This window comes from Arcticibacter sp. MXS-1 (assembly GCF_041902385.1).
GTDB lineage: Bacteria > Bacteroidota > Bacteroidia > Sphingobacteriales > Sphingobacteriaceae > Arcticibacter.
On the sequence record NZ_CP169244.1, the window covers coordinates 1,834,900 to 1,860,630 of the forward strand.

At 48.2% G+C, this 25,731-nt stretch carries 19 protein-coding genes and 1 pseudogene; 17 read left to right on the forward strand and 3 right to left on the reverse strand.

The window, feature by feature from the left end; genetic code table 11:
• Positions 1-43 precede the first annotated feature (43 nt).
• On the reverse strand, positions 44-496 hold the full coding sequence (dtd, locus tag ACES2C_RS07910) for a D-aminoacyl-tRNA deacylase (RefSeq protein WP_374166433.1): 453 nt from the start codon (positions 494-496) through the stop codon (positions 44-46).
• A gap of 258 nt (positions 497-754) precedes the next feature.
• Between dtd and ACES2C_RS07915 the strand changes: the two genes are divergently transcribed.
• From ACES2C_RS07915 to ACES2C_RS07980, 14 genes are all read left to right on the forward strand, one after another.
• Positions 755-2,731 (forward strand): SusC/RagA family TonB-linked outer membrane protein, encoded by a 1,977-nt coding sequence (locus ACES2C_RS07915; RefSeq protein ID WP_374166434.1) that lies wholly within the window; start codon positions 755-757, stop codon positions 2,729-2,731.
• Positions 2,707-3,927, forward strand: coding sequence for a hypothetical protein (locus ACES2C_RS07920; protein WP_374166435.1), 1,221 nt, complete (start codon positions 2,707-2,709; stop codon positions 3,925-3,927). Before ACES2C_RS07915 ends, ACES2C_RS07920 begins: the two co-directional genes overlap by 25 nt.
• A gap of 11 nt (positions 3,928-3,938) precedes the next feature.
• Positions 3,939-5,612 carry a RagB/SusD family nutrient uptake outer membrane protein gene (locus ACES2C_RS07925; RefSeq protein ID WP_374166436.1) on the forward strand — a complete coding sequence of 558 codons (1,674 nt, stop codon included), beginning with the start codon at positions 3,939-3,941 and terminating at the stop codon, positions 5,610-5,612.
• Positions 5,613-5,638: 26 nt separating this feature from the next.
• Positions 5,639-6,475: a glycan-binding surface protein gene (locus ACES2C_RS07930; RefSeq protein ID WP_374166437.1), complete on the forward strand. Its 837-nt coding sequence runs from the start codon at positions 5,639-5,641 to the stop codon at positions 6,473-6,475.
• Positions 6,433-6,789: a glycan-binding surface protein gene (locus ACES2C_RS07935; protein WP_374166438.1), complete on the forward strand. Its 357-nt coding sequence runs from the start codon at positions 6,433-6,435 to the stop codon at positions 6,787-6,789. Before ACES2C_RS07930 ends, ACES2C_RS07935 begins: the two co-directional genes overlap by 43 nt.
• An 18-nt stretch (positions 6,790-6,807) precedes the next feature.
• Positions 6,808-8,079 carry a hypothetical protein gene (locus tag ACES2C_RS07940; RefSeq protein WP_374166439.1) on the forward strand — a complete coding sequence of 424 codons (1,272 nt, stop codon included), beginning with the start codon at positions 6,808-6,810 and terminating at the stop codon, positions 8,077-8,079.
• Positions 8,080-8,116: 37 nt separating this feature from the next.
• Positions 8,117-9,436 carry a cellulase family glycosylhydrolase gene (locus ACES2C_RS07945; protein ID WP_374166440.1) on the forward strand — a complete coding sequence of 440 codons (1,320 nt, stop codon included), beginning with the start codon at positions 8,117-8,119 and terminating at the stop codon, positions 9,434-9,436.
• 149 nt (positions 9,437-9,585) lie between these two features.
• Complete coding sequence (locus tag ACES2C_RS07950; RefSeq protein ID WP_374166441.1) at positions 9,586-11,832, forward strand: glycoside hydrolase family 3 N-terminal domain-containing protein; 2,247 nt, start codon at positions 9,586-9,588, stop codon at positions 11,830-11,832.
• A gap of 51 nt (positions 11,833-11,883) precedes the next feature.
• Complete coding sequence (locus tag ACES2C_RS07955) at positions 11,884-13,125, forward strand: glycoside hydrolase family 27 protein (protein WP_374166442.1); 1,242 nt, start codon at positions 11,884-11,886, stop codon at positions 13,123-13,125.
• 29 nt (positions 13,126-13,154) lie between these two features.
• A complete protein-coding gene (locus tag ACES2C_RS07960; RefSeq protein ID WP_374166443.1) occupies positions 13,155-14,297 on the forward strand; it encodes a glycoside hydrolase family 26 protein in 1,143 nt (380 codons plus the stop codon).
• A gap of 111 nt (positions 14,298-14,408) precedes the next feature.
• Complete coding sequence (locus ACES2C_RS07965; RefSeq protein ID WP_374166444.1) at positions 14,409-15,371, forward strand: glycosyl hydrolase; 963 nt, start codon at positions 14,409-14,411, stop codon at positions 15,369-15,371.
• A gap of 79 nt (positions 15,372-15,450) precedes the next feature.
• On the forward strand, positions 15,451-16,470 hold the full coding sequence (locus ACES2C_RS07970; protein WP_374166445.1) for an SGNH/GDSL hydrolase family protein: 1,020 nt from the start codon (positions 15,451-15,453) through the stop codon (positions 16,468-16,470).
• A gap of 20 nt (positions 16,471-16,490) precedes the next feature.
• The gene (locus ACES2C_RS07975) at positions 16,491-16,766 is read left to right on the forward strand and encodes a hypothetical protein (RefSeq protein WP_374166446.1); all 276 of its coding nucleotides are present in this window, start codon (positions 16,491-16,493) and stop codon (positions 16,764-16,766) included.
• Positions 16,767-16,862: 96 nt separating this feature from the next.
• Complete coding sequence (locus ACES2C_RS07980) at positions 16,863-18,260, forward strand: MFS transporter (RefSeq protein WP_374166447.1); 1,398 nt, start codon at positions 16,863-16,865, stop codon at positions 18,258-18,260.
• Here ACES2C_RS07980 and ACES2C_RS07985 read toward each other — a convergent pair.
• A complete protein-coding gene (locus ACES2C_RS07985; RefSeq protein ID WP_374166448.1) occupies positions 18,257-19,132 on the reverse strand; it encodes an AraC family transcriptional regulator in 876 nt (291 codons plus the stop codon). The two genes, ACES2C_RS07980 and ACES2C_RS07985, sit on opposite strands and share 4 nt — an antisense overlap.
• A 315-nt stretch (positions 19,133-19,447) precedes the next feature.
• On the opposite strand from ACES2C_RS07985, the gene ACES2C_RS07990 reads away from it, so the two are divergent.
• Positions 19,448-20,656 carry a glycosidase gene (locus tag ACES2C_RS07990; RefSeq protein WP_374166449.1) on the forward strand — a complete coding sequence of 403 codons (1,209 nt, stop codon included), beginning with the start codon at positions 19,448-19,450 and terminating at the stop codon, positions 20,654-20,656.
• Position 20,657: 1 nt separating this feature from the next.
• Positions 20,658-21,866 carry an AGE family epimerase/isomerase gene (locus ACES2C_RS07995; RefSeq protein ID WP_374166450.1) on the forward strand — a complete coding sequence of 403 codons (1,209 nt, stop codon included), beginning with the start codon at positions 20,658-20,660 and terminating at the stop codon, positions 21,864-21,866.
• Positions 21,867-21,879: 13 nt separating this feature from the next.
• Here the strand turns inward: ACES2C_RS07995 and rsgA are convergent, their stop codons facing one another.
• Positions 21,880-22,800: a ribosome small subunit-dependent GTPase A gene (rsgA, locus tag ACES2C_RS08000; RefSeq protein ID WP_374166451.1), complete on the reverse strand. Its 921-nt coding sequence runs from the start codon at positions 22,798-22,800 to the stop codon at positions 21,880-21,882.
• Positions 22,801-23,202: 402 nt separating this feature from the next.
• Here rsgA and thrA point away from each other — a divergent pair.
• A pseudogene (gene thrA / locus ACES2C_RS08005) lies at positions 23,203-25,649 on the forward strand (bifunctional aspartate kinase/homoserine dehydrogenase I).
• Positions 25,650-25,731 lie beyond the last annotated feature (82 nt).

Consider the following 25,731-nt stretch of genomic DNA (forward strand, 5'->3'; position numbering starts at 1 on the left):
TCTGCGTTTAATATGGTTTATGAGGATCAGAAAGCGATCATCATTATTCCTTGTTTTTAGTATCCATGAATATAGTAACAGGCCCGTCATTGAGCAGCTCTATTTTCATATCGGCACCGAAGATGCCGGCCTGAATTTTCTTTCCGGTGAGTGATTCAAGTTCTGAAAGCATGGCTTCATAGAGGGGGATTGCTTTGTCAGGCCTGGCGGCACGTACAAAGCCGGGCCGGTTGCCTTTCTTCGTCTGGGCGAAGAGTGTAAATTGGGAGATCAGAAGGATGTTGCCATCCACGTCCAACATCGATTTGTTCATCAGGCCGTTCTCGTCCGAAAAGATCCGCATATTGACGATCTTTTGCGCCAACCACTGCAAATCCTCCATTTCGTCAGCGTCTTCTACTCCTAGAAAGACAAGGAGTCCATTTTCGATACGCCCCGTTACAATACCTTCAACAGTACACGAAGCTCGGGTGACTCTCTGAATAACTGCTCTCATGATGTGGCAAAGATAAGGATTTTAGGACCAGATAAAGCTGATACTGCTGGTTGCTAAATGGTATTAGTCGGGTATTAATAGAATAAAGGATAAAATAGTATTATCTTATGGTAGGGTTCCTTTTGATATTTCTTCTCGTGTAAAACCGCTTCAGGCGCTATTTTTTTTCGCGTAGTTAATAATGAACAAAATTAAGATAATAAAGTATTATCCTGCCCCTCGTTCTTGTGTTAATTTTGGATAAACTAATTATAGATCATGCGAAAAGTTTTACTACTAACCTTACTGTTCACCTCTGTTCTGGTGATCTCTGTACCTCGGCTTTGGGCGCAAACTGCCGACATGGTGATCAGAGGTGTTGTAACAGATGTAACAGGCATGCCGCTCCCCGGTGCCTCTGTAAGTGTGAAGAATACAAGGGCCGGTGCTACTACCGATGTAAACGGCCGTTATACCATAACCGTGCCGCAGGGGGCTACCACTCTGACTGTTTCTTTCATCGGAATGGTTGCCAAACAGGTAAACATCGGGACCTCTAACACGATCAACGTGACTTTGAGTGAAGAGAACACCAAGCTGAATGAGGTGGTCGTGGTGGGATATGGTGTGGCGAAGCGTGTAAATCTTACGACTGCCCAGACATCAGTGTCGTCAAAAGAGCTAAGCCGTACGGTGAACACGACCCTGGAGCAGGCCTTGCAGGGACGCGCGGCCGGTGTCTACATCACTCAGAATTCAGGTCAGCCGGGCGGCGGAATTTCGGTTAGCATTCGCGGAGTCAGTTCTTTAAATGGTACAACGGAGCCTCTCTACGTGATAGACGGAGTGATAATCAGAGGTAGTCAGGTTAGTTACGGAATGCAAAGCTCTACCAATCCGCTGGCCGGGCTTAATCCCGCCGATATTGAAGATATGCAGATACTGAAAGGGCCGTCGGCAACCTCGATCTATGGGTCAATGGGTACCAATGGTGTGGTGCTTGTTACTACCAAAAGAGGGAAGGCCGGCGATGTAAAAGTCAACTATGGGTACCAGTATAGCCTTCAAACATCTCCCGGCTCGCTGGAGGTAATGAGCCTTCGTCAGTACGCCCAGATGGTAAAGGAGTTTCACTCCGTGGCCGGAGGAGAAACGCCACAGGAGTTTCTGGACCCCTCCCTGCTGGGAGAAGGAACCGACTGGCAGAAAGCGCTGTTCCGCAATGCTCCAATGCAAAAGCATCAGCTGAGTTTAAGCGGAGGAAACGATAAGGCTACTTATTATCTTTCAGGTGACTACCTCAATCAGGATGGCGTGGCGGAAGGATCGGGATTTGACCGCTACTCGTTCCGCTTAAATCTTGATTCTAAGCCCAAGCAATGGATGACCCTTGGGGCTAATCTAAGTTTTAACCAGACGGAAGAGTCAGTGACCTCGACAAATGAAGATCTGATTTCGAGTGCCATACAGCTGACTCCCCAGATCCCTGTGAAAAATTTGAACGGGAGTTGGGGCGGTGGCGACGAAAACAATGGCGCGAACAAATTTGCGCCGGTTAACCCAATCGCACTTGCAAACATCAATACGAATGAAGCGACGAGACGGCAATTTTTGGGTGGATTAAACATGGGCGTACAGCCTATGCCCGGTCTTAGTATCCGTACTTCCGTTAACATCAATCTCGGCTATTCCAATTCAATTTATTTCAGGCCGACCTATAAAATTGGCTGGGCGGAAAACACGACTGCATCACTCACAAATGGGAACTCGCAGAATACGTACTGGAATTGGAACCAGCAGGTTCAATATACAAAGCAAGTTAAAAAGCACAGCTTCGACCTGATGTTCACTCACGAATCTCAAAAATCGACATGGAGAAACCTTTCGGGCTCCCGTACAGGCTTCCTCACTAATGACGTATTTGATTTGGAGGCTGGAGACCCTTTAACTGCGGCTAACGGGGGCGGATCAGGCCCTTGGTCGATGGAATCTTACCTCGGTCGTTTAAATTATAATTTTGAGGACAAGTATTTGCTGACCGCCACCTACAGGACGGATGGCTCTTCCAATTTTGGTGAGAATAATCGCTGGGGAAAATTTCCTTCTGTTTCTGCTGCCTGGCGGATATCTAAAGAGAAGTTTTTTAATGTGCCGGCAATAAGCGACCTGAAATTGCGGTTCGAGACGGGTGTAACGGGTAACCAGGGGGATCCGGCTATATTTATTCTCCTATGGCAAGCGGCCCAACTCCTGTAGGAGTCGGTTTTTTACCTGACCGTTATGCAAATCCCGACCTCAAATGGGAGGAGACAAAGGCCAACAATGTGGGCTTAAACCTTGGCTTGTTCAAAAATCGTTTCGAGATCGAGTTAGACTATTACGTAAGGAATACCGACAATCTTCTGATGATCAATCCACTTCCTGACTATATGGGCGCGGGGGGAATGGGAGCGGTTGGAGCACCCATGGTGAACATCGGTGCTCTTACTAATAAGGGCTGGGATATCAGTCTGAATTCTACCAATATTAGCACGAAGAATTTTAAGTGGAACAGTACGCTCAACCTATCGCATTTCAAGACCAAAATCAAGAAGTTTTATTCAGAGCGGGCCTCTATCACGAGGATATCCTGGTGGCTCGACAACTGGGCACAGCGCTCCATTGTGGGCCAGAGTCCGTGGCTTTTTAGGGGATATATTGAAGATGGCCTGTTTCAATCGCTTGACGAAATTAATAACAGCGCCGTGCCCGTCGATAACAACGGCAATCGCTTACCTACTGAACAGGCTAATGGGGTATGGGTAGGTGATGTGAAGTACAGGGATATAAGCGGGCCTGAGGGTGTGCCTGATGGTAAGATAACCGTGGATGATGAAACGTACATTGGCAATCCCTGGCCAAAGCTTTTTGGTGGTTTCACCAACAGTTTATCTTACAAGGGATTCGAGCTTAGCGCCGTTATTACGGGAAGCTATGGGAACGACGTATATAACTACGTAGCACGGGTCAACAGCAATCCCAACAATATCAATCTGAGCAGGAATCTCCTTACCCATACCATGAATTATGCAAGGCCGGTCACAGTAGACGGGCAGACGCGCCTCGAAAATCCGGGGACCGACGTAGCACGGATTTCTTATGGTCCCAATGCCAACTATTCCCGGATCACAAACAAATGGGTGGAAGATGGATCGTATCTCCGCCTGAAGAATGTATCGCTCACCTATAACCTGCCGCAGTCCTTGTTAACTGGACAAAAAGTGGTGAGGGGCGCACGCATTACAGTGGGTATCCAGAACGCGTGGACCATCACCGGCTATTCAGGTTACGATCCGGAGGTAGGAGCTAATATTGGCAGGAACGTATCCTCTGACAATCAGTCGGTAGGGCTTGATGCAGGAAGGTATCCGCTCACAACCGTTTATACCTTTAGTCTTGGATTTGACTTTTAATGAACAGAACAATGAGAAACCTGATAAATATCGACTTCAGAGTGCTTATGGCAGTGTCCGTAATCCTCTTCTCTGCCTGTAAGAAGGATTTTCTTGACCAGCCGCCTACCGACCGCATTGTGGATGCCAGCTTTTATAAGACTGACGACCAGATTCTTGCTGCCACTGGTCTGCTTTACAGCAAGGTATGGTTTGACTACAACGATAAGGCGTCTTATAACCTGGGGGATTTTAGGGCAGGAACTGCGTTTTCCGCTTACAACGACCGGGGCAATGTACTGTTTAATACTACAGGCGACAATGCCGAAAATAGCGCCGCCTGGCGTGCGTTTTTTGTTGTTGTCGCTCAGTCTAACCTGGCTATTTATAATATTAAGAAGTATGCGGGGCCAGAGGTGTCGGAGCCGATAAAAAAGCATGGTATCGCGGAAGCCCGTTTTATGCGCGCTTTGGCTTATCGCTATTTGGTAATGAACTGGGGCGATGTGCCTGTTATTACCAATAACGTGGAGAAGCTGACGGATACCACTATTAGCAGGAATACTGTAAAGAGTGTCTGGAAATTCATCACCAGCGAGATGAGGGCTGTAGCGGAAGACCTCCCGTCTACCCCTATCCGGCCTGGCAGAGTAACCAGGTGGTCGGCTGAAGGAATGCTCGCCAGGTTCTATCTGACCAGGGCCGGTGTTGAAGCAAGCGGAGTCAGTCGGAAGCAGGAGTTCCTCGATAGTGCAAAATATTATGCTGAAAGGGTGATCAGCCAAAGCGGTCTCTCCCTATTGAATGATTACGCTAAGTTGTTCTTGTATCCCTATGATAATAACAGCGAATCATTGTTTTCGCTCCAGTGGGTATACTCGCCCGGTGCATGGGGCACGCAAAATTCAACTCCAGCCTACCTGGCCTACAGCAGTGACATCGCGAATGGTGACGGCTGGGGCGGAGATAAGAGTGCTACCTGGTGGATGCTAAAACAGTATGAGGGCTTTACAGTGGAAGGAAATGACAACGTGATTAGGGGAAGAACGCTCGATCAGCGACTGAAAGCTACCTTTATGCTGCCCGGAGCTCATTATCCGGAAATTACCCAGAGAATAGATGGGGGCGAGCAAAAGCTCATCTATCCCTTTACCGGATCCGACAACAACTTCGTGGCAATTAAAAAATATGTAACCGGTAAGGCTAAGGATGTGGGTGGCAAATCGGCTTCTCAAAACTACGACAACGACACCTACATGATGCGCCTTGCCGAGATGTATCTGATCTATGCTGAAGCGGCCCTTGGCAATAATAGTTCAACCTCTGACGCAAAGGCACTGGAATACTTTAATAAAGTACATACACGCGCCGGGTTGGCTACGTTCGATAAACCGCTGACCTTTGATGTGATCTTCCGAGAGCGGATAGTAGAGTTCGCCATGGAAAGTATGGCCTGGTATGATCTGGTAAGCCTGCATTACTACAATCCAACCAAGGCTTATGAGATTTTGAACAGTCAGGACAGAGGGCTTTTTTATGTGAAGCCTGATCAGATGCCTGATCCCACGCAATGGACGATCAATAAGACGTCATGGGCAACGGCCGACAGGAAAATTAACGCCAATAGCGGTAATTTCCAGTTGCCGATTCCAAATACTGAACTTAGTCAGGCACCTAACCTAAAGAAGGCTCCTGTAGATTATTAGTAAGTAATTCTCGCAATTTTCAAGTTATGAAAAAGATATACCAAGCAATTGTGATCCTTCTCCTGACCGTGTGGATCCCTGCCTTTCTCTCTTCCTGTTCCAAAGACGATTCTGACGGAGACGGCAACCCGGTTATTAACTATGTACGTGTTACAAAGCCCGAGTCTGCCGACTCCCTGCTCGTTGGTGCTGGACAGGGGCAGCTTGTCGCGATAGTAGGAGATAATCTGCAGAATGTAAGACAAGTCTTCTTTAATGATAAAGAAAGTGTCCTCACCCCTACGTATGTCACCAACAAGACAGTCCTTGTAGCCGTGCCAAGTCAGGTACCCGAGGATATCACGAATAAGATGAGGCTCATCTTTGCCAATGGCTTTGTACTGGAGCACGATTTTAGGACTGAAATAAATAAGCCGCAGATCAGCGGTATGGCTTGTGAGTATGTCCCGGCCGGAGGGACCGCCATTATTCGGGGTAACTATTTTTACAAACCTGTTAAAGTGGCTTTCAACGGAGGCGCAGAGGCTGAGGTGCTGTCGGTAAAGGATGACAGGTTAGAGGTTCTGGTCCCGGAAGGAGCCCAGCCGGGTCAGATCACTATCACGACGAACTTCGGAACTAATAAGTCTGATTTTTGGTTCAGAGATAACCGTAATATCTTCATTAGCAGCGATCCGTATACCGGCTGGTGGAACGAGAGTTTTGTAGTAAAGAGGCCCGGTGCGGGTGATCCGCCTGCCATCAACGGGAACTATATCCGGGTTAAGCAGTTCATTGGTTCCTGGTCGTGGATTGAAGTTGCGGGGGGCCTCCTGACGCAATGGGGACTATTAGTAAGAACATCCCAGATGAGGCGATCCTGAAACCTCGCGATTTTAATCTAAAATTTGAGGTGAATACGGTAAAGCCTTATAGCAGTAATGCTATTAAGATCAACGCAGGCCTGGCAAAAGACTTCAATAACGACGCGTATATCTGGCAGCCGCCTATTGATACAAAGGGAGAATGGCAGACCATCGTGATTCCTTTTGAGGAAGTAGCAGCGAGCTATAAGACGGCTCTGACCTTGAGTCCGGCCGGATATTACGCCCGCATACTCTTCCATGGAGGCGGTGATCTTGACGCCGACATTGCCTTCGACAACTTCCGGATAGTCCCTAAAACGATTAAGAAATAATTTTATAAAAGAAATTGTATGAAAACGACATATAAATATCTCCTAACAGTTTTAGGGCTTATGATGGTTCTCTTCGGATCCTGTAAGAAGGACGATGATACCAACTCCGGCGCTGTAGAGCTGCTGAGCTTCGGTCCGGCGGGAGTGAAGCACGGCGAGGAGGTGATTATTCTCGGCCATAATCTGGATAAGGTGACTGCGATTGATTTTGTAGGGGCCAGCGTAGGGCAGGGCGATTTTAAGGAGCAGACACCTGAACGAATTGTACTGTCGGTACCGCAGGCGGCAGAAAGAGGCAGGATTGTATTAAAAACGCCTGGTGGCGATATCACATCTAAAGGCCTGATTGACTTCGACGTGCCGGTGAAGGTGACTTCTGTTACGGCTGCTGCGCGTCCGGGAGATCAGATCTCGATTAAAGGTGAATATGTAAACTGGATATCTGCTGTGGAATTTGCCGGCGACACGATTGTGAAGGATTTTGTGAGCCGTTCGATGACGGAGCTCATAGTGAAAGTGCCGCTGTCCGCAAAGACGGGTAAACTGATTTTGTCGACAGGGGGGACCGAAGCTGTTTCCTTTGAAACGGAGGCAGCTCTTACCCTGGCTGTGCCTACGGTCGGTGCCATTGCCCCCAACCCTGCTGAGAAAGGGAAGCAACTTATCATAACCGGCGATAATCTTGATCTGGTGAAAGAAGTTTTGTTTAAGGGCACAGGGCCAGTTGGATCTTTTGTGAGTAAGAGCAAAGACCGGATCGTAGTATCCATACCTGACACGGCCAGCAAGGGGAAAGTGACAGTAGTTTCTTACTCGGGAATAAAAGTCGAGTCTCCTGTAGCTTTATTGTTTGTCGGCGATCTGCCTGATCTTGCTCCGCTTGGCTATGCCCTTTTTGCCGATAAGCTGGAGAACGGCGCGCAGAACTGGGGATGGAGCGCTGATGTTGTTTTCGACAATACGGAGCGCGTTCGAGAGGGCGACGCCGCCATTCAGGTGAAGTACCAAGGAAGCTGGGGCGCCTTGAAATTTGCGAATTTTTCTGTCTCAACAACGGGCTATTCGGAGCTAACCTTTTCTATATACGGAGGTGAGGGATCGGATGGTAAGGTTATTAAGGTTATTCCCAGTGGAGGGTCGGCTTACGACGTTACAGTAGAGGCAGGTAAATGGGTGGAGTACAGAATCCCGAAGGCGAATGTGGGGATGGCGGCAAGTATGACTGATCTGACTTTCCAGGATACCGGCTGGTCGGGGACTGTTTACATCGATCATGTAGGCCTGAGATAATGTTATCATATTCAATTAACTAAACAAGCTCTTTTTAATGCAACGATTTTTCACAACTCTGTTCCTGGTTCTCATGTGTTCATTGTCCTCTTCCGCTCAAAGCGCGTTTGTAAAGGTTAAGGGCGGAGCCTTTCAGATCAACAACAAGCCCTATTACTACATCGGTACCAATTACTGGTATGGAGGTTTGCTCGCACTTGAGAAGAGTGAAGGCCGCGGGAAGGCCCGGCTCCGCAAAGAGCTCGATTTTATGAAAGAGCAGGGCGTGAATAATCTTCGTGTTCTTGTCGGCGCTGAAGGGCGGGGACTGGTGAACGGGGTTGAACGCGTAAAGCCGGCATTGCAGCCTGACCAGGGAGAGTTTAATGATGCTATACTGGAAGGCCTTGACTTTCTCCTTGCGGAGATGGGAAAAAGAAAGATGTATGCCGTTTTGTTCCTTAGCAATAACTGGGAGTGGAGTGGTGGATTCTTGCAGTATCTCAACTGGAACAAGGTAATCAGCGACTCAACGATGCAGAGCAAAATGAACTGGGATGACCTGCGGGATAACACGAGCAAGTTTTATTCGTGCGGAGCCTGCAAAGCGGACTATGAGAGGCAACTTCGTCATGTTCTGAGCCGAGTAAACAAATATACAGGAAAGAAGTATACTGAAGATCCTGCCATTATGGCCTGGGAGCTGGCGAACGAGCCGCGGCCCATGCGAACGACTGCGGTGCCTGCCTATAAGCAATGGATCGTGTCGGTTACCAAACTGATCAGGAAGCTGGATAAGAACCATCTGATCACGCTGGGGACTGAAGGAATAATGGGAACGGATGAATCAGCGGACCTTTTTAGAGAGATTCACGCTCCTGGGGAAGTTGACTATCTGACCTTGCATATCTGGCCAAAGAACTGGGGCTGGTTCAAAGATACGAGCATTGCAGAAAGCTTGTCTCAGGTGATCTCCAGGACGCAGGATTATATCGGGATCCATGAGAAGATCGCGCTGCAACTGAATAAGCCTTTGGTTGTGGAAGAGTTCGGCCTGCCCCGGGATGGCCATTCGTTTAGTCCTTCGTCTGCTACAACTTGCCGTGACCAGGTGTATAAAGCGATCTTCGACATCTGGAAGGAAAGCCGCGAGCAGAACGGAAGGGTGGCTGGCTGCAACTTCTGGACCTTTGGTGGAACAGCAAGGCCTAAAGAGGGTCAGCTGTTCTGGAAGGAAGGTGATGACCTGATGGGGGATCCCCCTCAGGAAGAACAGGGCCTGAACTCCGTTTTTGATAGTGATACAAGTACCTGGAACCTGGTGCGGTCTTATCTGAAGGGGCCGGGTGTCAGCTCCTTCGGAAAAAATAAACACTAACCAGACAACAAGAAAGAGCCATACGCATAGCTGCTTAATAGCAACGAAAGCGCACAGTTAAGATTACTTGGAATAAGGCCGGCACCATGCGGACGTATTGGAAAATACCAGGAACGGATGAAGCTGGCTATTAAAAAGCAAACACTCTAATGAAGAAAACACTGTTATCGATTATGATTTCTACAGCTACGCTGACTGCCGGTGCACAAACGTCCTCGGCCTCAGCCATCGACCAGAAAGTAGACGCTCTTCTTTCCAAAATGACCCCGGAGGAGAAAGTTGGACAAATGACCCAGATCAGCGTTGAAGCTTTTCTCAAAACCACGGGTGGAAAGCTAAATGAACCGCACGAATTCGATATGCCGAAGCTGGAAGAGGCTATAAAAAAGTATAAGGTTGGGTCTATTCTCAACGTCGGCGGTAATGCGCAGACTCTCGAGGTATGGCGGAAGAGGATTGAGACTATTCAAAAGCTCGCCTTGCAAGACCGTCTGAAAATTCCTGTCCTGTATGGGATAGACGCCATCAGGGGAAACAATTATACGCTTGACGCGGTCATGTTCCCTCAGCAGATTGCGCAGGCCGCTTCCTTTAACAGGGAAATGGCAAAGAAAGCAGCAGAAGTGGCAGCTTATGAAACAAGGGCTTCCTTTATCCCCTGGAACTTTAGTCCGGTGCTCGACCTGGGCCGTCAGCCGGTATGGCCGCGTATATGGGAGACCTACGGGGAAGACCCTTATCTGATTGCCGAAATGGGTAAGTCTGCAATAGAGGGTTACCACGGAAAGGGCGAGGTGATAGACAAATATCATGTAGCAGCCTGTCTGAAGCATTATATGGGCTATAGTATGCCCCTGAGCGGACACGACAGGACGCCTGCCTGGATACCGGAAAGGGAGCTGCGCGAGTACTTCCTCCCTCAATTTGCCGAGGCTGTAAAAGCTGGTGCCAAAACGGTGATGGTGAACAGCGCTGAAATAAACGGTACTCCGGTTCACGCCAGTAAGCATATTTTAACTGATATCCTAAAAGGTGAACTGCAGTTTAAAGGTTTTGTGGTAAGCGACTGGCAGGATATTCAGTATCTCTATCAGCGTCACCGGGTGGCGAAAGATAATAAGGAAGCGGTGGCTATGGCTGTTAACGCAGGGATTGACATGAGCATGGTGCCCACCGATTTTACCTTTACCGAAGATCTGATCGCGCTGGTTAAAGAAGGAAAAGTGCCTGTGCAGAGGATCGACGATGCGGTACGAAGGATACTGAAGGTAAAATATGAAGTGGGGCTGTTTGAATCACCTTCAGGACGGGCGAAGGACTATCCGTTGTTCAATGGCCAGGAACATAATCGTCTGAACTATGATCTGGCTTCCGAATGCATTACTTTACTCAAAAATACGAATAATGTATTGCCGTTGGCGAAGGGCAAGAGGATACTTGTAACCGGTCCTTCCGCGAATTCTATGCGTTCATTGAACGGAGGCTGGGCTCGCATATGGCAGGGAGACACAAGTGATGAGACTGAAAAGGGTAAAAATACGATTCTGGAAGCCGTTCGCAATGTGTTTGGAGCAGACCACGTCGACTATGCCCCTGGGGTAGACTTTGAGAAACCGATTGACTTGCAGGATGTCGTGGCTAAAGCAGCACAGGCAGATGTGATCGTCTTGTGTATAGGCGAAACGAGCTATACCGAAACACCCGGCAATATTGAAGATCTCCGGATTTCTGATCCCCAGATTGACCTGGCAAAGGCGCTCGCTGCAACAGGCAAACCGATCATATTTGTCCTGACTGAGGGTCGCCCCCGCGTAATCTCTTCTATAGAGCCACTTAGTACAGCTGTGCTTCATACCTATTTGCTTGGGAATGAAGGGGGAAATGTAGTGGCCGACGTGCTGGCAGGGAAGATCAATCCTTCGGGCAAACTGCCTTATACTTACCCTCGACATACCAACAGCCTGCTTCCTTACTACCACAAATACACTGAGACTTTGAAGTTTGATGAAGCTGCAGGGTACAACCCGCAATGGGAATTTGGCTTCGGCCTCAGCTATACAAATTTTAGCTATTCCAACCTGAAGCTCAGTTCTTCTAAATTAAGTTCTGATGGCACCATAACCGTATCGGTAGACGTGGCCAATGTCGGAAAAGTAGGAGGAAAGGAATCTGTGCTGCTCTTTGTAAGCGATGAGGTTGCTTCGATTACACCGGAAGTGAAACGTCTCCGCGGATTCGAAAAGGTGGAGCTGCAGCCGGGGGAAAAGAAAACGGTATCCTTTACCATCGATAGAGAAAAGCTCTCCTTCATTAATGCGGGACTGGAAAGAGTGACCGAACCTGGGGACTTCACCGTGACCGTGGGCGGACTGAAGGCGGCTTTCAAATATGAGTAAGAGCCCGGACCGCATTTTTGTAATCATTGATAGCTAAATAACGATACGCACATGCTTAGAATCAAATGTCTGTTACTCTCTTTGTTCTTATTATATTCTCTGGCGGGGTTCACGCAAGGGAATAACTATGTTCAGGATTACACGAAGTTCCAGGGGCTGGCCCTTACGCCTCCCATGGGCTGGAATAGCTGGAACAAGTTTGCCTGTAATGTCGATGAAAAGCTGATCCGTGAAATAGCGGATGCGATGGTTTCTTCCGGGATGCGCGATGCAGGCTACACCTACATTAATATCGACGATTGCTGGCACGGCGAGCGTGACAGCCTTGGTTGCATCCACCCTGATTTAAAACGTTTTCCTTCAGGGATGAAGGCTCTTGCTGACTATATCCATTCGAAGGGCTTGAAGCTTGGAATCTATTCCGATGCGGGATCCATGACCTGCGGAGGGAGGCCGGGCAGCAGGGGCTACGAGTTTCAGGATGCCCTGACCTACGCCAAGTGGGGTGTCGACTACCTGAAGTACGACTGGTGCAATACAGAAGGACTCAAGGCTGAAGGTGCTTATAAGACCATGGCAGCAGCGCTTAAAAAGGCCGGTCGCCCCATCGTGCTCAGTATCTGCGAGTGGGGAAATGATAAACCCTGGGAGTGGGGGCAAACCGTAGGACATCTCTGGCGGACTACAGGCGATATTTTTAATTGTTTCGATTGTATAGAGGACCATGGAACGTGGAAATCATGGGGGGTAATGCAGATTCTGGACAAGCAGGACGGCCTTCGTAAGTATGCGGGGCCTGGTCACTGGAATGATCCGGACATGCTGGAGGTGGGCAACGGCCGGTTGACTCCCGGTGAAGACCGGGCACACTTCTCGATGTGGGCGATGATCGCGGCACCTTTGATTGCTGGCAACGACCTCAGAAGCATGACCAAAGAGACGGTAGCGGTGCTCACAAATAAGGAAGTGATCCGCATAAACCAGGACTCACTGGGCGTCCAGGGCTTTAAGTTTGCGGTAAAAGACAGTGTAGAAACGTGGTTTAAGCCTTTAAAAGGCGGCGACTGGGCGGTCTGCTTTTTGAACCGCAGCAAGCAAACCCGGACCGTCGATTTCGACTGGAAAAAAGAAGTGGTGAAAGACGATCTGTCTGACGCTGAGCTTCAGATGGCTGGCTCGGAATATGGCGTGAAGGACCTCTGGACAGGTACCTCTTTAGGTACTACCTCAAAAAGGCTGAAGGCCAAAGTGCCGCCGCATGATATCCTGATGCTCAGGTTAACGAGGAAGTAAAGCCGAAGGGGAAATTAAGCGTGAACAAAATGACTTTAAAAGACAAACTATTTCTATTTCTCGGGCTGATGCTCAGCGTGCCTTTTTTGAAAGTTACTGGCCAGACGCAAGCGGACCGTCCTTGCGACGAGAAGGCCACTCGTGAAACGGTTAACCTTTACCGGAATCTGAAAAAACTTTCTGGTAGCGGACGGTATCTCATTGGCCATCAGGATGCGCTGGCTTATGGCGTGCAATGGAAATATGAGAAGGGAAGAAGTGATGTAAAGGACGTAACGGGTGATTACCCAGCGGTATATGGATGGGAATTGGGCCATCTTGAACAGGGCTCTGCCAGAAACCTCGACGGCGTGGCGTTCGATAAGATGCGCGAGTTTATCCGCCAGGGGTACAAGCAAGGAGGAGTGATTACGCTTAGCTGGCACGGTATTAATCCAAAGAATGGCAAGTCGGCCTGGGACGTTGAGCCGGGTACTGTCGCTTCCATTTTGCCGGGAGCTCCGTATCATGACGTTTATAGAAAGCAGCTCGACCGGGTGGCGACTTTCCTTCTGAGCCTGAAGGGAGACAAGGGAGAGTATATTCCAGTTCTGTTCCGCCCTTTTCACGAGCTGACGGGAGGATGGTTCTGGTGGGGAGCCAAGACCACTACGCCGGAGGAGTATAAAACGTTGTTCCGCTTTACGGTGGACTACCTGCAACGGATAAAGGGGATCCATCATCTTTTGTATGTCTATAATACTTCGGGAGGATTGCAGTCAGATGAGGCCTTCCTTGAAAGGTATCCGGGGGATGACGTGGTCGACATCCTCAGTTTCGATACTTACCAGTTCAAAAATCCCCAGGCTGATTTCGCGACCTCTTTGAAAGGCGATCTGGCTCTTGTGGAGCAGCTTGCTCAGCGAAAGAATAAGGTTGCAGCTGTGGCAGAAATGGGCTTCTCACAGATCCCTGAAGCGAACTGGTGGACCGGTACGGTGGCGCCTTCCCTAAAGGGACGAAATTTTGCTTATGTCCTGTTTTGGAGGAATGCCGGTGTGAAGCCCGATAACGAGATGGAGTATTTCGTGCCTTATAAAGGGCAGGTCTCAGAGAAGGATTTTGTTAGGTACTACCGGTTGCCAGAAACCCTTTTCCAGAAGGAAGCTCGCGCGCTAAAGTTGTATAAATAAAGAAGAAGGATGACCCGCCGAAGATATGTGATATGTTGCGTCTGCATCTGTTTGCCTGTTTTTCTGTATTCCTGTAAGCACAGCCAGCCAGACGAGCCTGGAACAGCGATTGTGAAAAAGCCTGTCGAGGAAGGCACCGGTTCTCGATTGAACGAAAAGCTGGTTACCGCTGGCGCTACTGCTGAAGCGCAGAAGTTATACGCGTTTCTTCTCAGGAATTACGGGAAAAAGATCATTTCAGGAGTTATGACCCTTTCGAGCTTTGACGAGACCGCCTGGCTAAAGGAGAATACTGGCAAAGAGCCAGCTATTGTAGGTCTCGATTTTATGCACAGTAACAGGAATTACCGCTGGTATAATGACAAGCAACCAATTAGGGATGCCAAAGCTTACTGGGAAAGGAACGGAATACCTGTGTTTTGCTGGCACTGGCGGGATCCTTCCCGTAAGACGGAAGGCTTCTACACAAAAGACACTGACTTCGATGTCTCAAAGGTCGATGATCCATCTTCGGCAGAGTACAAGGCAATTATCAGCGATATAGATTACATAGCTTCCTTGTTTAAAGAGCTGCAGCAGCAGAAGGTGCCTGTAATATGGCGGCCACTCCACGAGGCCGCTGGCGGCTGGTTCTGGTGGGGTGCAAAAGGTCCGGCACCTTGTAAGAAGTTGTACCGCCTTATGTTTGAAAGGCTTGTAGTATATCACGGTTTAAAAAACCTGATATGGGTGTGGACCAGAGAGCCAAACGACGAGAGCTGGTATCCGGGCGATGAATATGTCGATATCGTGGGCAGGGACATTTACAAACAGGGGGACCACAGTTCACAGCATACAGAATTTGCTGCTCTTAACAAGCTGTATGGAGAGATGAAGATGCTTGCCATCAGCGAGTGCGGTTCCATGCCAGACCCCGATAACCTTCTGGCGGACAAAGCTGCCTGGTCGTGGTTCATGCCCTGGTATGGCGACTTTGTCAGGAAAAGCGAGCATAATAGTCTGTTGCTCTGGAAGAAGGTCATGCAGTCAGACTATGTCATTACTTTGGATGAAATGCCCTCACTTAAAAATTGAATTATTAGAAATGCCAGGAAAGTTATTTGTTCGAAAGGTTATTCTGCTGCTTACGTGGGTTTTGCTCTGCGTCTCGTTTATGAGAGCTGAGAATGTGTCTAACCGTTTTTTTTCGCCTGCCGATCATCTTATCCGGTACACCGGCCGTTTTGATTTTACAAATCCGCGGCTGCCCCGCGCCTGGGCGCCAGGTGTCTATATAGAAGTGGGTTTTACTGGCCCATACTGCGAAATTGTGCTGCATGACGAGGAACTTTACGGAAAGTTCCATAACTATATCATTGTGGTGATTGACGGAGGCGAGACTAAGAGGATGAAGTTGGATGGTAAAGTGAACAGGATAAAGGTAGCCGAAAATCTTCCGGGCAAAAAGCACAGGCTTCTTGTTTGTAAAGGCACGGAAGCAAATATTGGATACCTGGAGTTCGCCGGGATCTACTGCCAGGGGCTCTGGCAGCTTCCTGCAAAGCCGGTCCGCAAGATCGAGTTTGTTGGCAACTCAATCACCTGCGGTACCGGAAGCGATACCTCATTGGTTCGCTGCGGTCAGGGAGAATGGTATGATCAGCATAATGCCTGGATGGCTTATGGGCCGTTAACGGCAAGAGCTCTTAAGTCGCAGTGGCACCTTTCGTCGTACTCCGGGATCGGTCTGGTAAAGAGCTGCTGCGATCTGAAAATGGTGATGCCCTACGTTTTTGACAAGGTCAACATGCGTGATAATGTGATTTCCTGGGACTTTAGGAAGTATCAGCCGGATGTGCTGACGGTCTGCCTTGGACAGAATGACGGTATCCTCGATTCTGCGCTTTTTTGTTCCCGGTATGTATCATTTATACAAAGCTTGCGAAAATACTATCCCGGGGCTACATTGGTCTGTTTGACGAGCCCAATGGCCGACGAAAAGCTGGCCGCGTCGCAAAAGAAGTATTTGACAGCCATAGTGCAAGTGCTGGCCAAAAGCGGAGACCGGCAGGTGTACAGCTATTTCTTTTCAAGACGCTATCATAAGGGCTGCGGAGATCATCCCGATTTGCGTGAGCACCAGGAAATAGCCGCAGAGCTGACGGGCTTCGTCCGAAAAATAAAAGGCTGGTGAAATGCTGAATAAAAGAACTAATGAGAATTAAACTAACGGTATTGCTGCTCTTATTGGGGGCTATTGCCTTCGGACAGCAGCGTGATTCTCGCCGCAAGGCGGAAGAGGCGAAGAAGCGACAAGCAGAGGAGGAGTATCGCCTTCACAATGACTGGGCATACCTGGGCCGGTATGCGGAGCCCAACCGTAACCTCAAAGCTCCGGCGGCTGGAGAGAAGCGGGTGATCTTCATGGGAAACTCTATCCGGAGCTTACCTACGACGGGGTTCATCCCAACAAAGCGGGATATGCTGTGATGCAGCCGCTTGCAGAGAAAGCAATTGCAGCGGCTCTTCAATTAAAATAGTACACTGAATTATAAACCTGGGTTTTTGCCCTTACCGAAACTTTCGATGGAATACGACAAAATTAGATTTAAGGAAAAAGTTGGTTATGGTCTTGGTGATGCTGCATCATCTATGTTCTGGAAGATGTTCAGCATGTATCTGCTCATCTTTTATACAGACGTTTTCGGGATCTCTGCCGCTGCTGCAGGAACGATGTTCCTGATCACCCGCATATGGGATTCCTGCTTTGACCCGGTAGTTGGGATCATTGCTGACCGTACCCGGTCCAAGTACGGTAAGTTCAGGCCCTACTTGCTATGGGTCGCCGTTCCATTTGGCGTGATTGCGGTGTTCACATTTGCAACTCCTTCTTTTTCGGAGGGAGGGAAGCTGGTCTATGCCTATGTGACTTACTCCCTGATGATGATGATCTATTCGCTTATCAATGTTCCGTATGCTTCCCTTTTGGGGGTGATGTCTGACAAAGGGTCAGAGCGAACGGCCCTCTCGTCTTACCGGATGGTCTTTGCATTTGCGGGGAGCTTGCTCGCACTCGGGCTGATAGAGCCTCTGCTGCACTTTTTTGGAATTGAGTCTGATCCAAGCAGAGCCTGGCTTCTGTCTATTGTGGTGCTCGCCTGTATTGCTGTGTTCTTCTTCTGGCTGTGTTTCTCCTGGACGCGCGAACGTGTAGAGCCGGCTGCCAATGTGCAAAGCAATCTGCGCGAAGATGTGAAGGATCTTTTGAAGAACCGCCCCTGGTGGATCCTGCTGGGCGCGGGCATCTCTGCTTTGGTCTTTAACTCTATCCGGGATGGGGGAGCCGCTTTCTATTTCAAATACTACATTGCTTCCGGGCAGAACGAAGCGGGGGGCTGGATGGGATCAGGCTTTTCGCTCACAACCATTTACCTCGTGCTGGGACAGGCAGCTAATATTATAGGCGTTATTCTTGCTACTCCTTTATCTAATAAAGTTGGAAAGAAAAAGACATTTGCGGGAGTGATGGTCATCGCAACAGCTTTGAGCGTTGCCTTTTATTTCTTTGACAGCAGGCACATTATGCTGATCATGCTTTTTCAGGTTTTAATCAGTATATGTGCGGGAAGCATCTTTCCTCTGCTCTGGTCAATGTACGCTGATATTGCCGACTTCTCCGAATGGAAGAATGGCCGCAGGGCAACGGGACTCATCTTCTCCTCCTCGTCTATGTCTCAAAAGTTCGGGTGGACAATCGGAGGGGCAGCAACGGGCTGGCTGCTGGGCTACTACGGGTTTCAGGCTAACACTGCTCAAAGCGATGCGGCGCAGGAGGGCATCAGGCTGATGCTAAGTTTCTTACCGGCAGTCGGGACTGCGCTGTCGGTGTTCTTTATTGTATTCTATCCCCTTAGCGAGTCAAAGATGGATAAGATCTCCGGTGAACTGAGGGAGCAAAGACGGAGTGTAAAAGAACTGGCTTAAACGAATATCCGGGTCCCTGCAAAATTTTCTCTGAATTCCCTTGGCGTGCAGTTCTTTTTCTTCTTGAATAATCTGTTGAAGTTGGAGATGTTGTTGAACCCGCAGTTATAGGATACTTCTGAAATAGAGTGAGTCGTGTCAATGAGCATGCGCGAGGCATGACCTAATCGTATCTCGTTTAAGCTGTCTATGAAGGTATTTCCTGTCCGCTTCTTTATGAAACGGCTGAACGAGACTTCTGTCATGTTAACAAGTTTTGCTATGTCCTTCAGGTTGATCTCTTTGTCGTAGTTGCTGTTCATGTAGTCGAATGCTTTTTCGAGACGGCGGCTGTTGTAATTATACTGCTGATCGCTGTTGAATGAGGAGTCAGAAAGAGTACGGATGTTGCGGGATATAGACAAGTCATAAAGAATACTCATAAGTTCCATTACACCGTGAAAGCCGTTCATGTGATTGAGGGTCCTGATTCGATCGCAAACAGATTGGATCGTTTCCCTCGGAAAGGATATGCCCTTTTTGGATCGCTCAAACATCTTTCGGATAAAGCTTAGCTGGTTACGTTTGAGGAACTTATCGTCAAACAGGTCTTTATGCCATTGAATTGTTACTTCTGTGATCTCCTGACTGGTGCATTCGTGAGTGAACCAGGCGTGTTGGAGGTTCGATCCGACGAGAACAAGCTCGACGTCATCGATGACGTCAATATGGTCGCCGATCACCCTCTTAGCGCCTTTGGCGTTCAGAATAAGGTTTAGCTCGAACTCGTCATGATAATGCAGCGGGAAATTGAAGTCTTTTTTGACGCGTGAAAATAATGTGTAACAGTCGCTCTGCGTTAAAGGTGTGATTTCTTTTATTGCTGTTTTCATTGTTTTAGGTTTATATGCTCTGTCGAGAGATAAAAGAATACAGATGTAAATTTAATAAAAAACGGCAATTCAAAAAGCTTTTAGTGGGGGTTGTTTTTCTATATGGCCATAATTAATATTTGAATCGGTTAAAAAAGTATTAGTAACGGCATAAAAGGGTATCTATTTTTACCCCTATGAAGCTAAACCAATTAAACTATTTTCTTTTGTTTTTCAGGTTGGCGGTCATATCCTGCAAAGAAGAGAGCAGGTTAGACAATCACAAATCACATAAGTCTTTTAAAACAGGAGCTGAGACACTAAGAATAATATAAGATGAACGAGTTTGAACAAAGATTAGAAAAACTGGAAAGTCTGCACAGTGAGCTATTGATGAGGCCTAACCGTAAAGCTGAGCTGGGGAATGGCATCTTTTATAGATACGTACACCCTGTCCTTACCGCAGGCCACGTCCCTCTGATGTGGCGTTACGACCTGAATCCAGAAACGAATCCCTATCTGATGGAACGTTTTGGAATTAATGCGGCCTTCAATGCAGGTGCAATTAAGCTGGACGACAAGTACGTTCTGATGGCGCGGGTAGAGGGAGCTGATCGTAAGTCTTTCTTTGCTGTAGCTGAAAGCCCTAACGGGGTAGATAATTTCAAGTTCAGGGAGTATCCGGTGAGAATGCCACAAACAGACGATCCCGATGTAAATGTGTATGACATCAGGCTTACCCGACATGAGGATGGATGGATCTACGGACTGTTTTGTACAGAAAGAAAGGATCCGTCTGCCCCGCCTCATGACCAGTCTATGGCGGTAGCAGCGTGTGGAATAGCCCGAACGAGAGATCTGGACCAATGGGAACGTCTGCCGGACCTGATGACCCCTTCGCCTCAGCAAAGGAATGTCGTTCTGCATCCGGAATTTGTCGACGGCAAGTATGCGTTTTACACCCGTCCTCAGGATGGTTTCATTGAAGCGGGTACAGGCGGAGGAATAGGCTTCGGATTATCTCAAACTATCGAGAATCCTGTGATTGATTCGGAAGTTATCATTGATAATAAAGCTTATCATACGGTTTACGAGGCAAAGAACGGTGCTGGTCCGGCTCCTATCAAAACCAGACAAGGCTGGTTGCACCTTGCTCACGGGGTGCGCAACACTGCAGCCGGGCTAAGATATGTACTTTATATGTTTATGACAGACCTTCACGACCTGACAAAAGTGACCCACAAACCGGGTGGGTATTTCCTTGCTCCCGAGGGAGAAGAGCGTGTGGGAGATGTATCAAATGTGGTATTTAGTAATGGCTGGATAGCCGACGATGATGGCACCGTTTATATCTATTATGCATCTTCTGACACCAGGATGCATGTTGCAACAAGTACGGTAGATAAACTCGTAGATTACGTTTTGCATACCCCGGAAGATGGTTTTCGCTCATCTTCATCAGTAGAAACAGTTTGCAAAATTATCGACAGCAACAAGCAGTTGATGCAGGGGAAGTGGTATCAGTCAGCCATTATCGACAAATAGTATGGAAACGGGTTTTAATCTGGGTGGCTACAGGGAGGAGCTTGAGGAAGAGCTTGCAAATATTCTCGACTATTGGATGGCATTTACCCCTGACAAAGAGAATGGAGGGTTCATCGGCCGTATCAATAATGATAATGTCCCTGACGCTCATGCTCCCAAGGGGGCGGTCATGCACGCTCGTATTCTGTGGTCATTTTCGGCTGCTTATCCCATTGCTGGTAAGGAGGAGTACCTCTCGTATGCCAACCGTGCCTGGCGATATCTGAAAGACCGGTTCCTCGACGAAGAGTTTGGCGGTGTTTACTGGACGCTTGATTATACGGGACAGCCGCTCGACACAAAGAAGCAGGTTTATGCCATCGCCTTTGTGATCTATGCATTAGCCGAATATTACAAGATTTCGGCTTTGGACGAGGTGAAGTTGGTCGCGATCGGTCTTTATCGCGATTTGGTTCGCCATGCCTTTGACGAGGTGGAAGGCGGATACTTCGAGGCTTTTACCCGCGACTGGAAGGATATCGCAGATCTGAGGCTGAGTGAAAAGGATGCAAATGAGAAGAAGAGCATGAATACGCATCTTCATGTTCTGGAGGCATATACTAACCTCTTCAGGATCTGGCCGGATGAGGAGCTGAACAGGCAGATCCTTCAGTTACTCCGAAACTTTCGTGAATACATTATCGATGGTGCTGCTCACCACCTGATTTTATTTCAGGATGAACAATGGAACCCAAAGTCGCGCACGATATCCTTTGGCCACGACATTGAAGCGGCCTGGCTTTTACTTGAGGCAGCTGAAGTAATTGGGAATGCGGAACAAGTTGCTGATTTTAAGCAGATTTCTTTGGATATGGCAACAGCTTCCCGGGAAGGTTTGGATCAAAACGGGGGCATGTTCTATGAGCTTGAGCCTTGTACTGGCCACATGGTGAGAGAGAAACACTGGTGGGCGCAAGCAGAGGCGATGGTGGGTTTCTTCAATGCCTGGCAGATCAGCGCCGATGTTAGCTTCTTGAGAGATTCTCTGGCTGCCTGGGAGTTTGTAAAGCGTTGTATTCTGGATAAGAAAAATGGCGAGTGGTTTTGGGGAATAGATGAACATGGGCATGTAATGGAACAGGAGGATAAAGCGGGGATTTGGAAGTGCCCCTATCATAATAGTCGTGCTTGTCTGGAAGTGATGAGGCGTATTGGGATAGGTCTAAGCTAGCTGGTTGTCTTTCTTAGCTTCTGGTGTCATTACCATGGTAAATGCTGAGATAGCTGTCGTAGCGGCTCGGTTCTATTTCTCCATCTTCAACAGCTGAAAGCACTGCACAGCCAGGTTCATTGATGTGACGGCAGTTATTAAAACGGCAGCTGTTCATTCGCTCGCGTATCTCGGGGAAGAAGTGACCCAATTCCTGCTGTTCTATGTCGATGATGCCGAGCTCGCGGATCCCAGGAGTGTCGACCAAATAGCCCCCTTCCGGCAGGATATGCATTTCTGCGAAGGTCGTAGTATGTTGCCCTTTATCGCTCCACTCAGATATCTCCCCCGTTTTTAGTTCTATACCCGGAATAAGCTGGTTGATAAGGGTAGATTTTCCCACGCCTGAATGCCCTGAAAATAGCGTGACCTTGTCGTGCAGCAAGCTCCGGACCTGGTCTAGGTTCATTCCTTCCAGGGCCGACACGTGATAGCAGGGATATCCTATGCCTGTATAGATGTCTTCATAGGCTGCCAAAATCTCCAGACCTTCTTCACTGAACAAGTCCAGCTTGTTGAAAATGAGAGCGGCTGGGATGTCGTAAGCTTCAGCAGTGACCAGAAACCGGTCGATAAACCCCAGAGACGTCCGGGGAGAGGCTAGGGTGACAACGAGCAGGGCCTGATCCAGATTGGCTGCGATGATCTGGGCCTGCTTTGAAAGATTCACTGATTTTCGGATAATATAATTTTTCCGTTCTTCAAGTTTTGTAATTACCGCTGTGTCCTGCGCGCTCTCCATCTCGATCTCCACGTGATCTCCTACTGCAACAGGATTTGTGGTTTTTATATCTTTCGTACGGAACTTTCCCTTAATGCGGCAATCCACAACGGTTCCGTCCATTGTCCTGACCTGATACCAGCTCCCCGTTGATTTAATGACCAATCCTTTCATCGCGAGTGTAAAGGTAGTAAAACAACAGCAGTCGTGAAGGGTTCAGAGTTTTTGAACTTGTGTATCTCCATTGCTTTTTTTTAACTTTTGCAAAAAAAGTGTTCAATTGTTTGCAATATTGATTGTCGACTTCTTATATTTAGAAACGGAAACAATGATAAAGAAAGTTTATACCATTATTATTACGATTATTACCACCGGGACAGAATACTCAGGAGGAAGATCGTATATGGCATAATCTAAAGCATAAAAAACCATACAAGCGCCTTCCTCCTGAAAAGGGAAGGCGCTTTTTTTTAACACTTAACTGATGAAACCATCATGCGCGTTCCACAAAAGAGAAATGAATAGAAACTCGCCGCACATGATAGCTTCATTGCCATTAAAAAACAAATTATTGTAATGAAAGTCTTAAAATTTGGTGGTACTTCTGTTGGCTCGGTTCAAAGTATCAGCACCTTAATTGAAATCCTGAAAGCGGAGTCCTCGCAGGGAGAAAATCTGGTTGTGGTATTGTCTGCAATGGGAGGCGTCACAAATCTTCTGTCTACAATGGCTCACCGCGCTGCAGCAGGCGAAGATTTCGCTGCATATGTAACAGAATTAGAGAGCAGGCACTTCGACGTGATCAAATCCCTCCTCGATGTTCATCAGCAAAATCCGGTGTTTACCAGGCTGAAGATCCTCTTTAACGAACTGGAAGATATTCTGCAAGGAATATCAAGCCTTCGCGAAATTACCCCCAGAACTCATGATCTTGTCCTTAGTTATGGAGAGCGCTGTTCTACCTTCCTGGTTAGTAAGATTGCCGAGCAGCATATGGGGACTGCAGTGTACGTGAATGCTTCTGACCTGATCAAGACGGACAGCAGCTTTGGCCAGGCAAAGGTACAGGTTGAAGTGACGGATCTTCTGATACGCGACTTTTATGAGCGCCACAAAGGCCAGCTAATCTTCGTGACGGGCTTTATTGCCAGTAACGACGAAGGTCGTACTACCACGTTGGGCAGAGGCGGGAGCGACTATACCGCTGCTATCTTTGGTGCAGCTCTTAATGCTTCTGAAATTGAAATCTGGACTGACGTAAATGGCATGATGACGGCTGATCCGAGAATGGTGAAGAAAGCATTTCCTTTGAAGGAGCTATCCTATACGGAGGCAATGGAGCTTTCTTATTTTGGTGCGAAGGTGATCTATCCTCCTACGATGATCCCGGCCTTTATGAAGAAGATTCCTATTGTTATCCGCAATACCTTCGAGCCCTCGTTTCCGGGCACCGTGATCAGCCATGAGAGCCGCGAAAGCGAGCACAGCGTAAAAGGGATCTCTTCCATCAATGAGATCAGTATATTAAACCTTGAAGGCAGCGGGATGGTCGGAAAGGCAGGTTTCAGCGGCCGCTTATTCTCCCTGCTGGCGCGGGAGCAGATTAACGTTATTCTGATTACTCAGTCCTCTTCGGAACACAGTATCACTTTCGCGGTAAATCCGGCCGACGCCCTGAAAGCGAAGCTCCTCATAGAGCAGGAGTTTGAGCTGGAGCTGGAAGCGAAGAAGATCGAGGCTCCGGAAATTGAAGACGGTCTCTCTATTCTGGCTATCGTGGGAGAGAATATGAGGAAGACTCCTGGCATTTCCGGGACTCTTTTTCATGCTCTTGGCAGAAATGGGGTCAATGTACGTGCCATTGCTCAGGGCTCGTCCGAATACAATATCTCCGTCATTATTTCACGCGTGGATCTCGCGAAAGCGCTTAATGCCGTTCACGACGCCTTCTACACCGATCTGAAAAAGACCCTGAATGTGTTTTGCCTCGGAACCGGCAATATTGGCAAAACCTTGTTCAGGCAACTGCAGGAGCATAGCGACTTTTTACAGAGGCAGAATGGCATTCTTGTGAAGGTGATTGGGATCAGCAATACCCGGAAGATGGTCTTTGACCAAGGAGGACTCGCTCTCAATTCCTGGGAGGACACCCTTGAGCAGTCTGATGAGGTGGCCGACCTTGATACATTTATTGCCCGAATGCAGGAAATGAATCTTCCTAATGCTGTATTTGTAGATAATACGGCCAGCCGCGTGCCTATTGATCGCTATGCTGATGTATTCCGTTCGAATATTTCTGTCGTAACCTGCAATAAGATCGGGAATTCATCCTCCTACCAACAGTACAGGAAATTTAAGGACCTTGCGAGAAAGCATGGAGTCGATTTCTACTACGAGACGAATGTCGGTGCCGGCTTACCCATCATTCGGACGCTGCAGGACCTGATGATGAGTGGAGACCGTGTGCTAAGGATTGAGGCCATCCTTTCGGGAACTATATCTTTTATTTTTAATAATTTCAAGGGGAAACTTCATTTCACGATATCGTGAAACTTGCACAGGAAAAGGGTTATACCGAGCCTGACCCGCGCGACGACCTCCGTGGGACCGACTTTATGCGGAAGATGTTGATCCTTGCGAGAGACGCAGGGTATGCACTTGAGCCGGAGGATGTGAAGATTGAAAGTATGCTGCCTCAGTCTTGTCTCGACGCTGAATCAGTAGAAGACTTTTATGTTCAGCTCCTCGCAAACAATGAGTACTTTGAGTCGCTGAAAAAGCAGGCAGGCGACAGCGGGAAGGTGCTCCGGTACATTGGTAAGCTCGAAAATGGCAATGTTTCGATCGCCCTGGAAATGGTTGACGACTCTCATCCTTTCTTTATGCTGTCAGGAAGCGACAATATCATCTCGTTTACGACCGAAAGATATAAAGAGCGTCCGCTGGTCGTGAAAGGGCCGGGGGCCGGGGCAGAAGTGACCGCCGCGGGTGTATTCGCAGATATTGTAAACGTCGGTAGTTAACAGATAAATCTTAAAATCTAATATCACACTCAAGCTCCTTTAGGAGGACAAAGTAAATGAAAGACACTGTCTTCAGGAGGAT

What these genes read in the sequence shown, in the direction of transcription:
- dtd (WP_374166433.1), bottom strand. Translation starts at nt 496, where the DNA reads ATGAGAGCAGTTATTCAGAGAGTCACCCGAGCTTCGTGTACTGTTGAA.
- ACES2C_RS07915 (WP_374166434.1), top strand. Translation starts at nt 755, where the DNA reads ATGCGAAAAGTTTTACTACTAACCTTACTGTTCACCTCTGTTCTGGTG.
- ACES2C_RS07920 (WP_374166435.1), top strand. Translation starts at nt 2,707, where the DNA reads ATGGCAAGCGGCCCAACTCCTGTAGGAGTCGGTTTTTTACCTGACCGT.
- ACES2C_RS07925 (WP_374166436.1), top strand. Translation starts at nt 3,939, where the DNA reads ATGAGAAACCTGATAAATATCGACTTCAGAGTGCTTATGGCAGTGTCC.
- ACES2C_RS07930 (WP_374166437.1), top strand. Translation starts at nt 5,639, where the DNA reads ATGAAAAAGATATACCAAGCAATTGTGATCCTTCTCCTGACCGTGTGG.
- ACES2C_RS07935 (WP_374166438.1), top strand. Translation starts at nt 6,433, where the DNA reads ATGGGGACTATTAGTAAGAACATCCCAGATGAGGCGATCCTGAAACCT.
- ACES2C_RS07940 (WP_374166439.1), top strand. Translation starts at nt 6,808, where the DNA reads ATGAAAACGACATATAAATATCTCCTAACAGTTTTAGGGCTTATGATG.
- ACES2C_RS07945 (WP_374166440.1), top strand. Translation starts at nt 8,117, where the DNA reads ATGCAACGATTTTTCACAACTCTGTTCCTGGTTCTCATGTGTTCATTG.
- ACES2C_RS07950 (WP_374166441.1), top strand. Translation starts at nt 9,586, where the DNA reads ATGAAGAAAACACTGTTATCGATTATGATTTCTACAGCTACGCTGACT.
- ACES2C_RS07955 (WP_374166442.1), top strand. Translation starts at nt 11,884, where the DNA reads ATGCTTAGAATCAAATGTCTGTTACTCTCTTTGTTCTTATTATATTCT.
- ACES2C_RS07960 (WP_374166443.1), top strand. Translation starts at nt 13,155, where the DNA reads ATGACTTTAAAAGACAAACTATTTCTATTTCTCGGGCTGATGCTCAGC.
- ACES2C_RS07970 (WP_374166445.1), top strand. Translation starts at nt 15,451, where the DNA reads ATGAGAGCTGAGAATGTGTCTAACCGTTTTTTTTCGCCTGCCGATCAT.
- ACES2C_RS07975 (WP_374166446.1), top strand. Translation starts at nt 16,491, where the DNA reads ATGAGAATTAAACTAACGGTATTGCTGCTCTTATTGGGGGCTATTGCC.
- ACES2C_RS07980 (WP_374166447.1), top strand. Translation starts at nt 16,863, where the DNA reads ATGGAATACGACAAAATTAGATTTAAGGAAAAAGTTGGTTATGGTCTT.
- ACES2C_RS07985 (WP_374166448.1), bottom strand. Translation starts at nt 19,132, where the DNA reads ATGAAAACAGCAATAAAAGAAATCACACCTTTAACGCAGAGCGACTGT.
- ACES2C_RS07990 (WP_374166449.1), top strand. Translation starts at nt 19,448, where the DNA reads ATGAACGAGTTTGAACAAAGATTAGAAAAACTGGAAAGTCTGCACAGT.
- ACES2C_RS07995 (WP_374166450.1), top strand. Translation starts at nt 20,658, where the DNA reads ATGGAAACGGGTTTTAATCTGGGTGGCTACAGGGAGGAGCTTGAGGAA.
- rsgA (WP_374166451.1), bottom strand. Translation starts at nt 22,800, where the DNA reads ATGAAAGGATTGGTCATTAAATCAACGGGGAGCTGGTATCAGGTCAGG.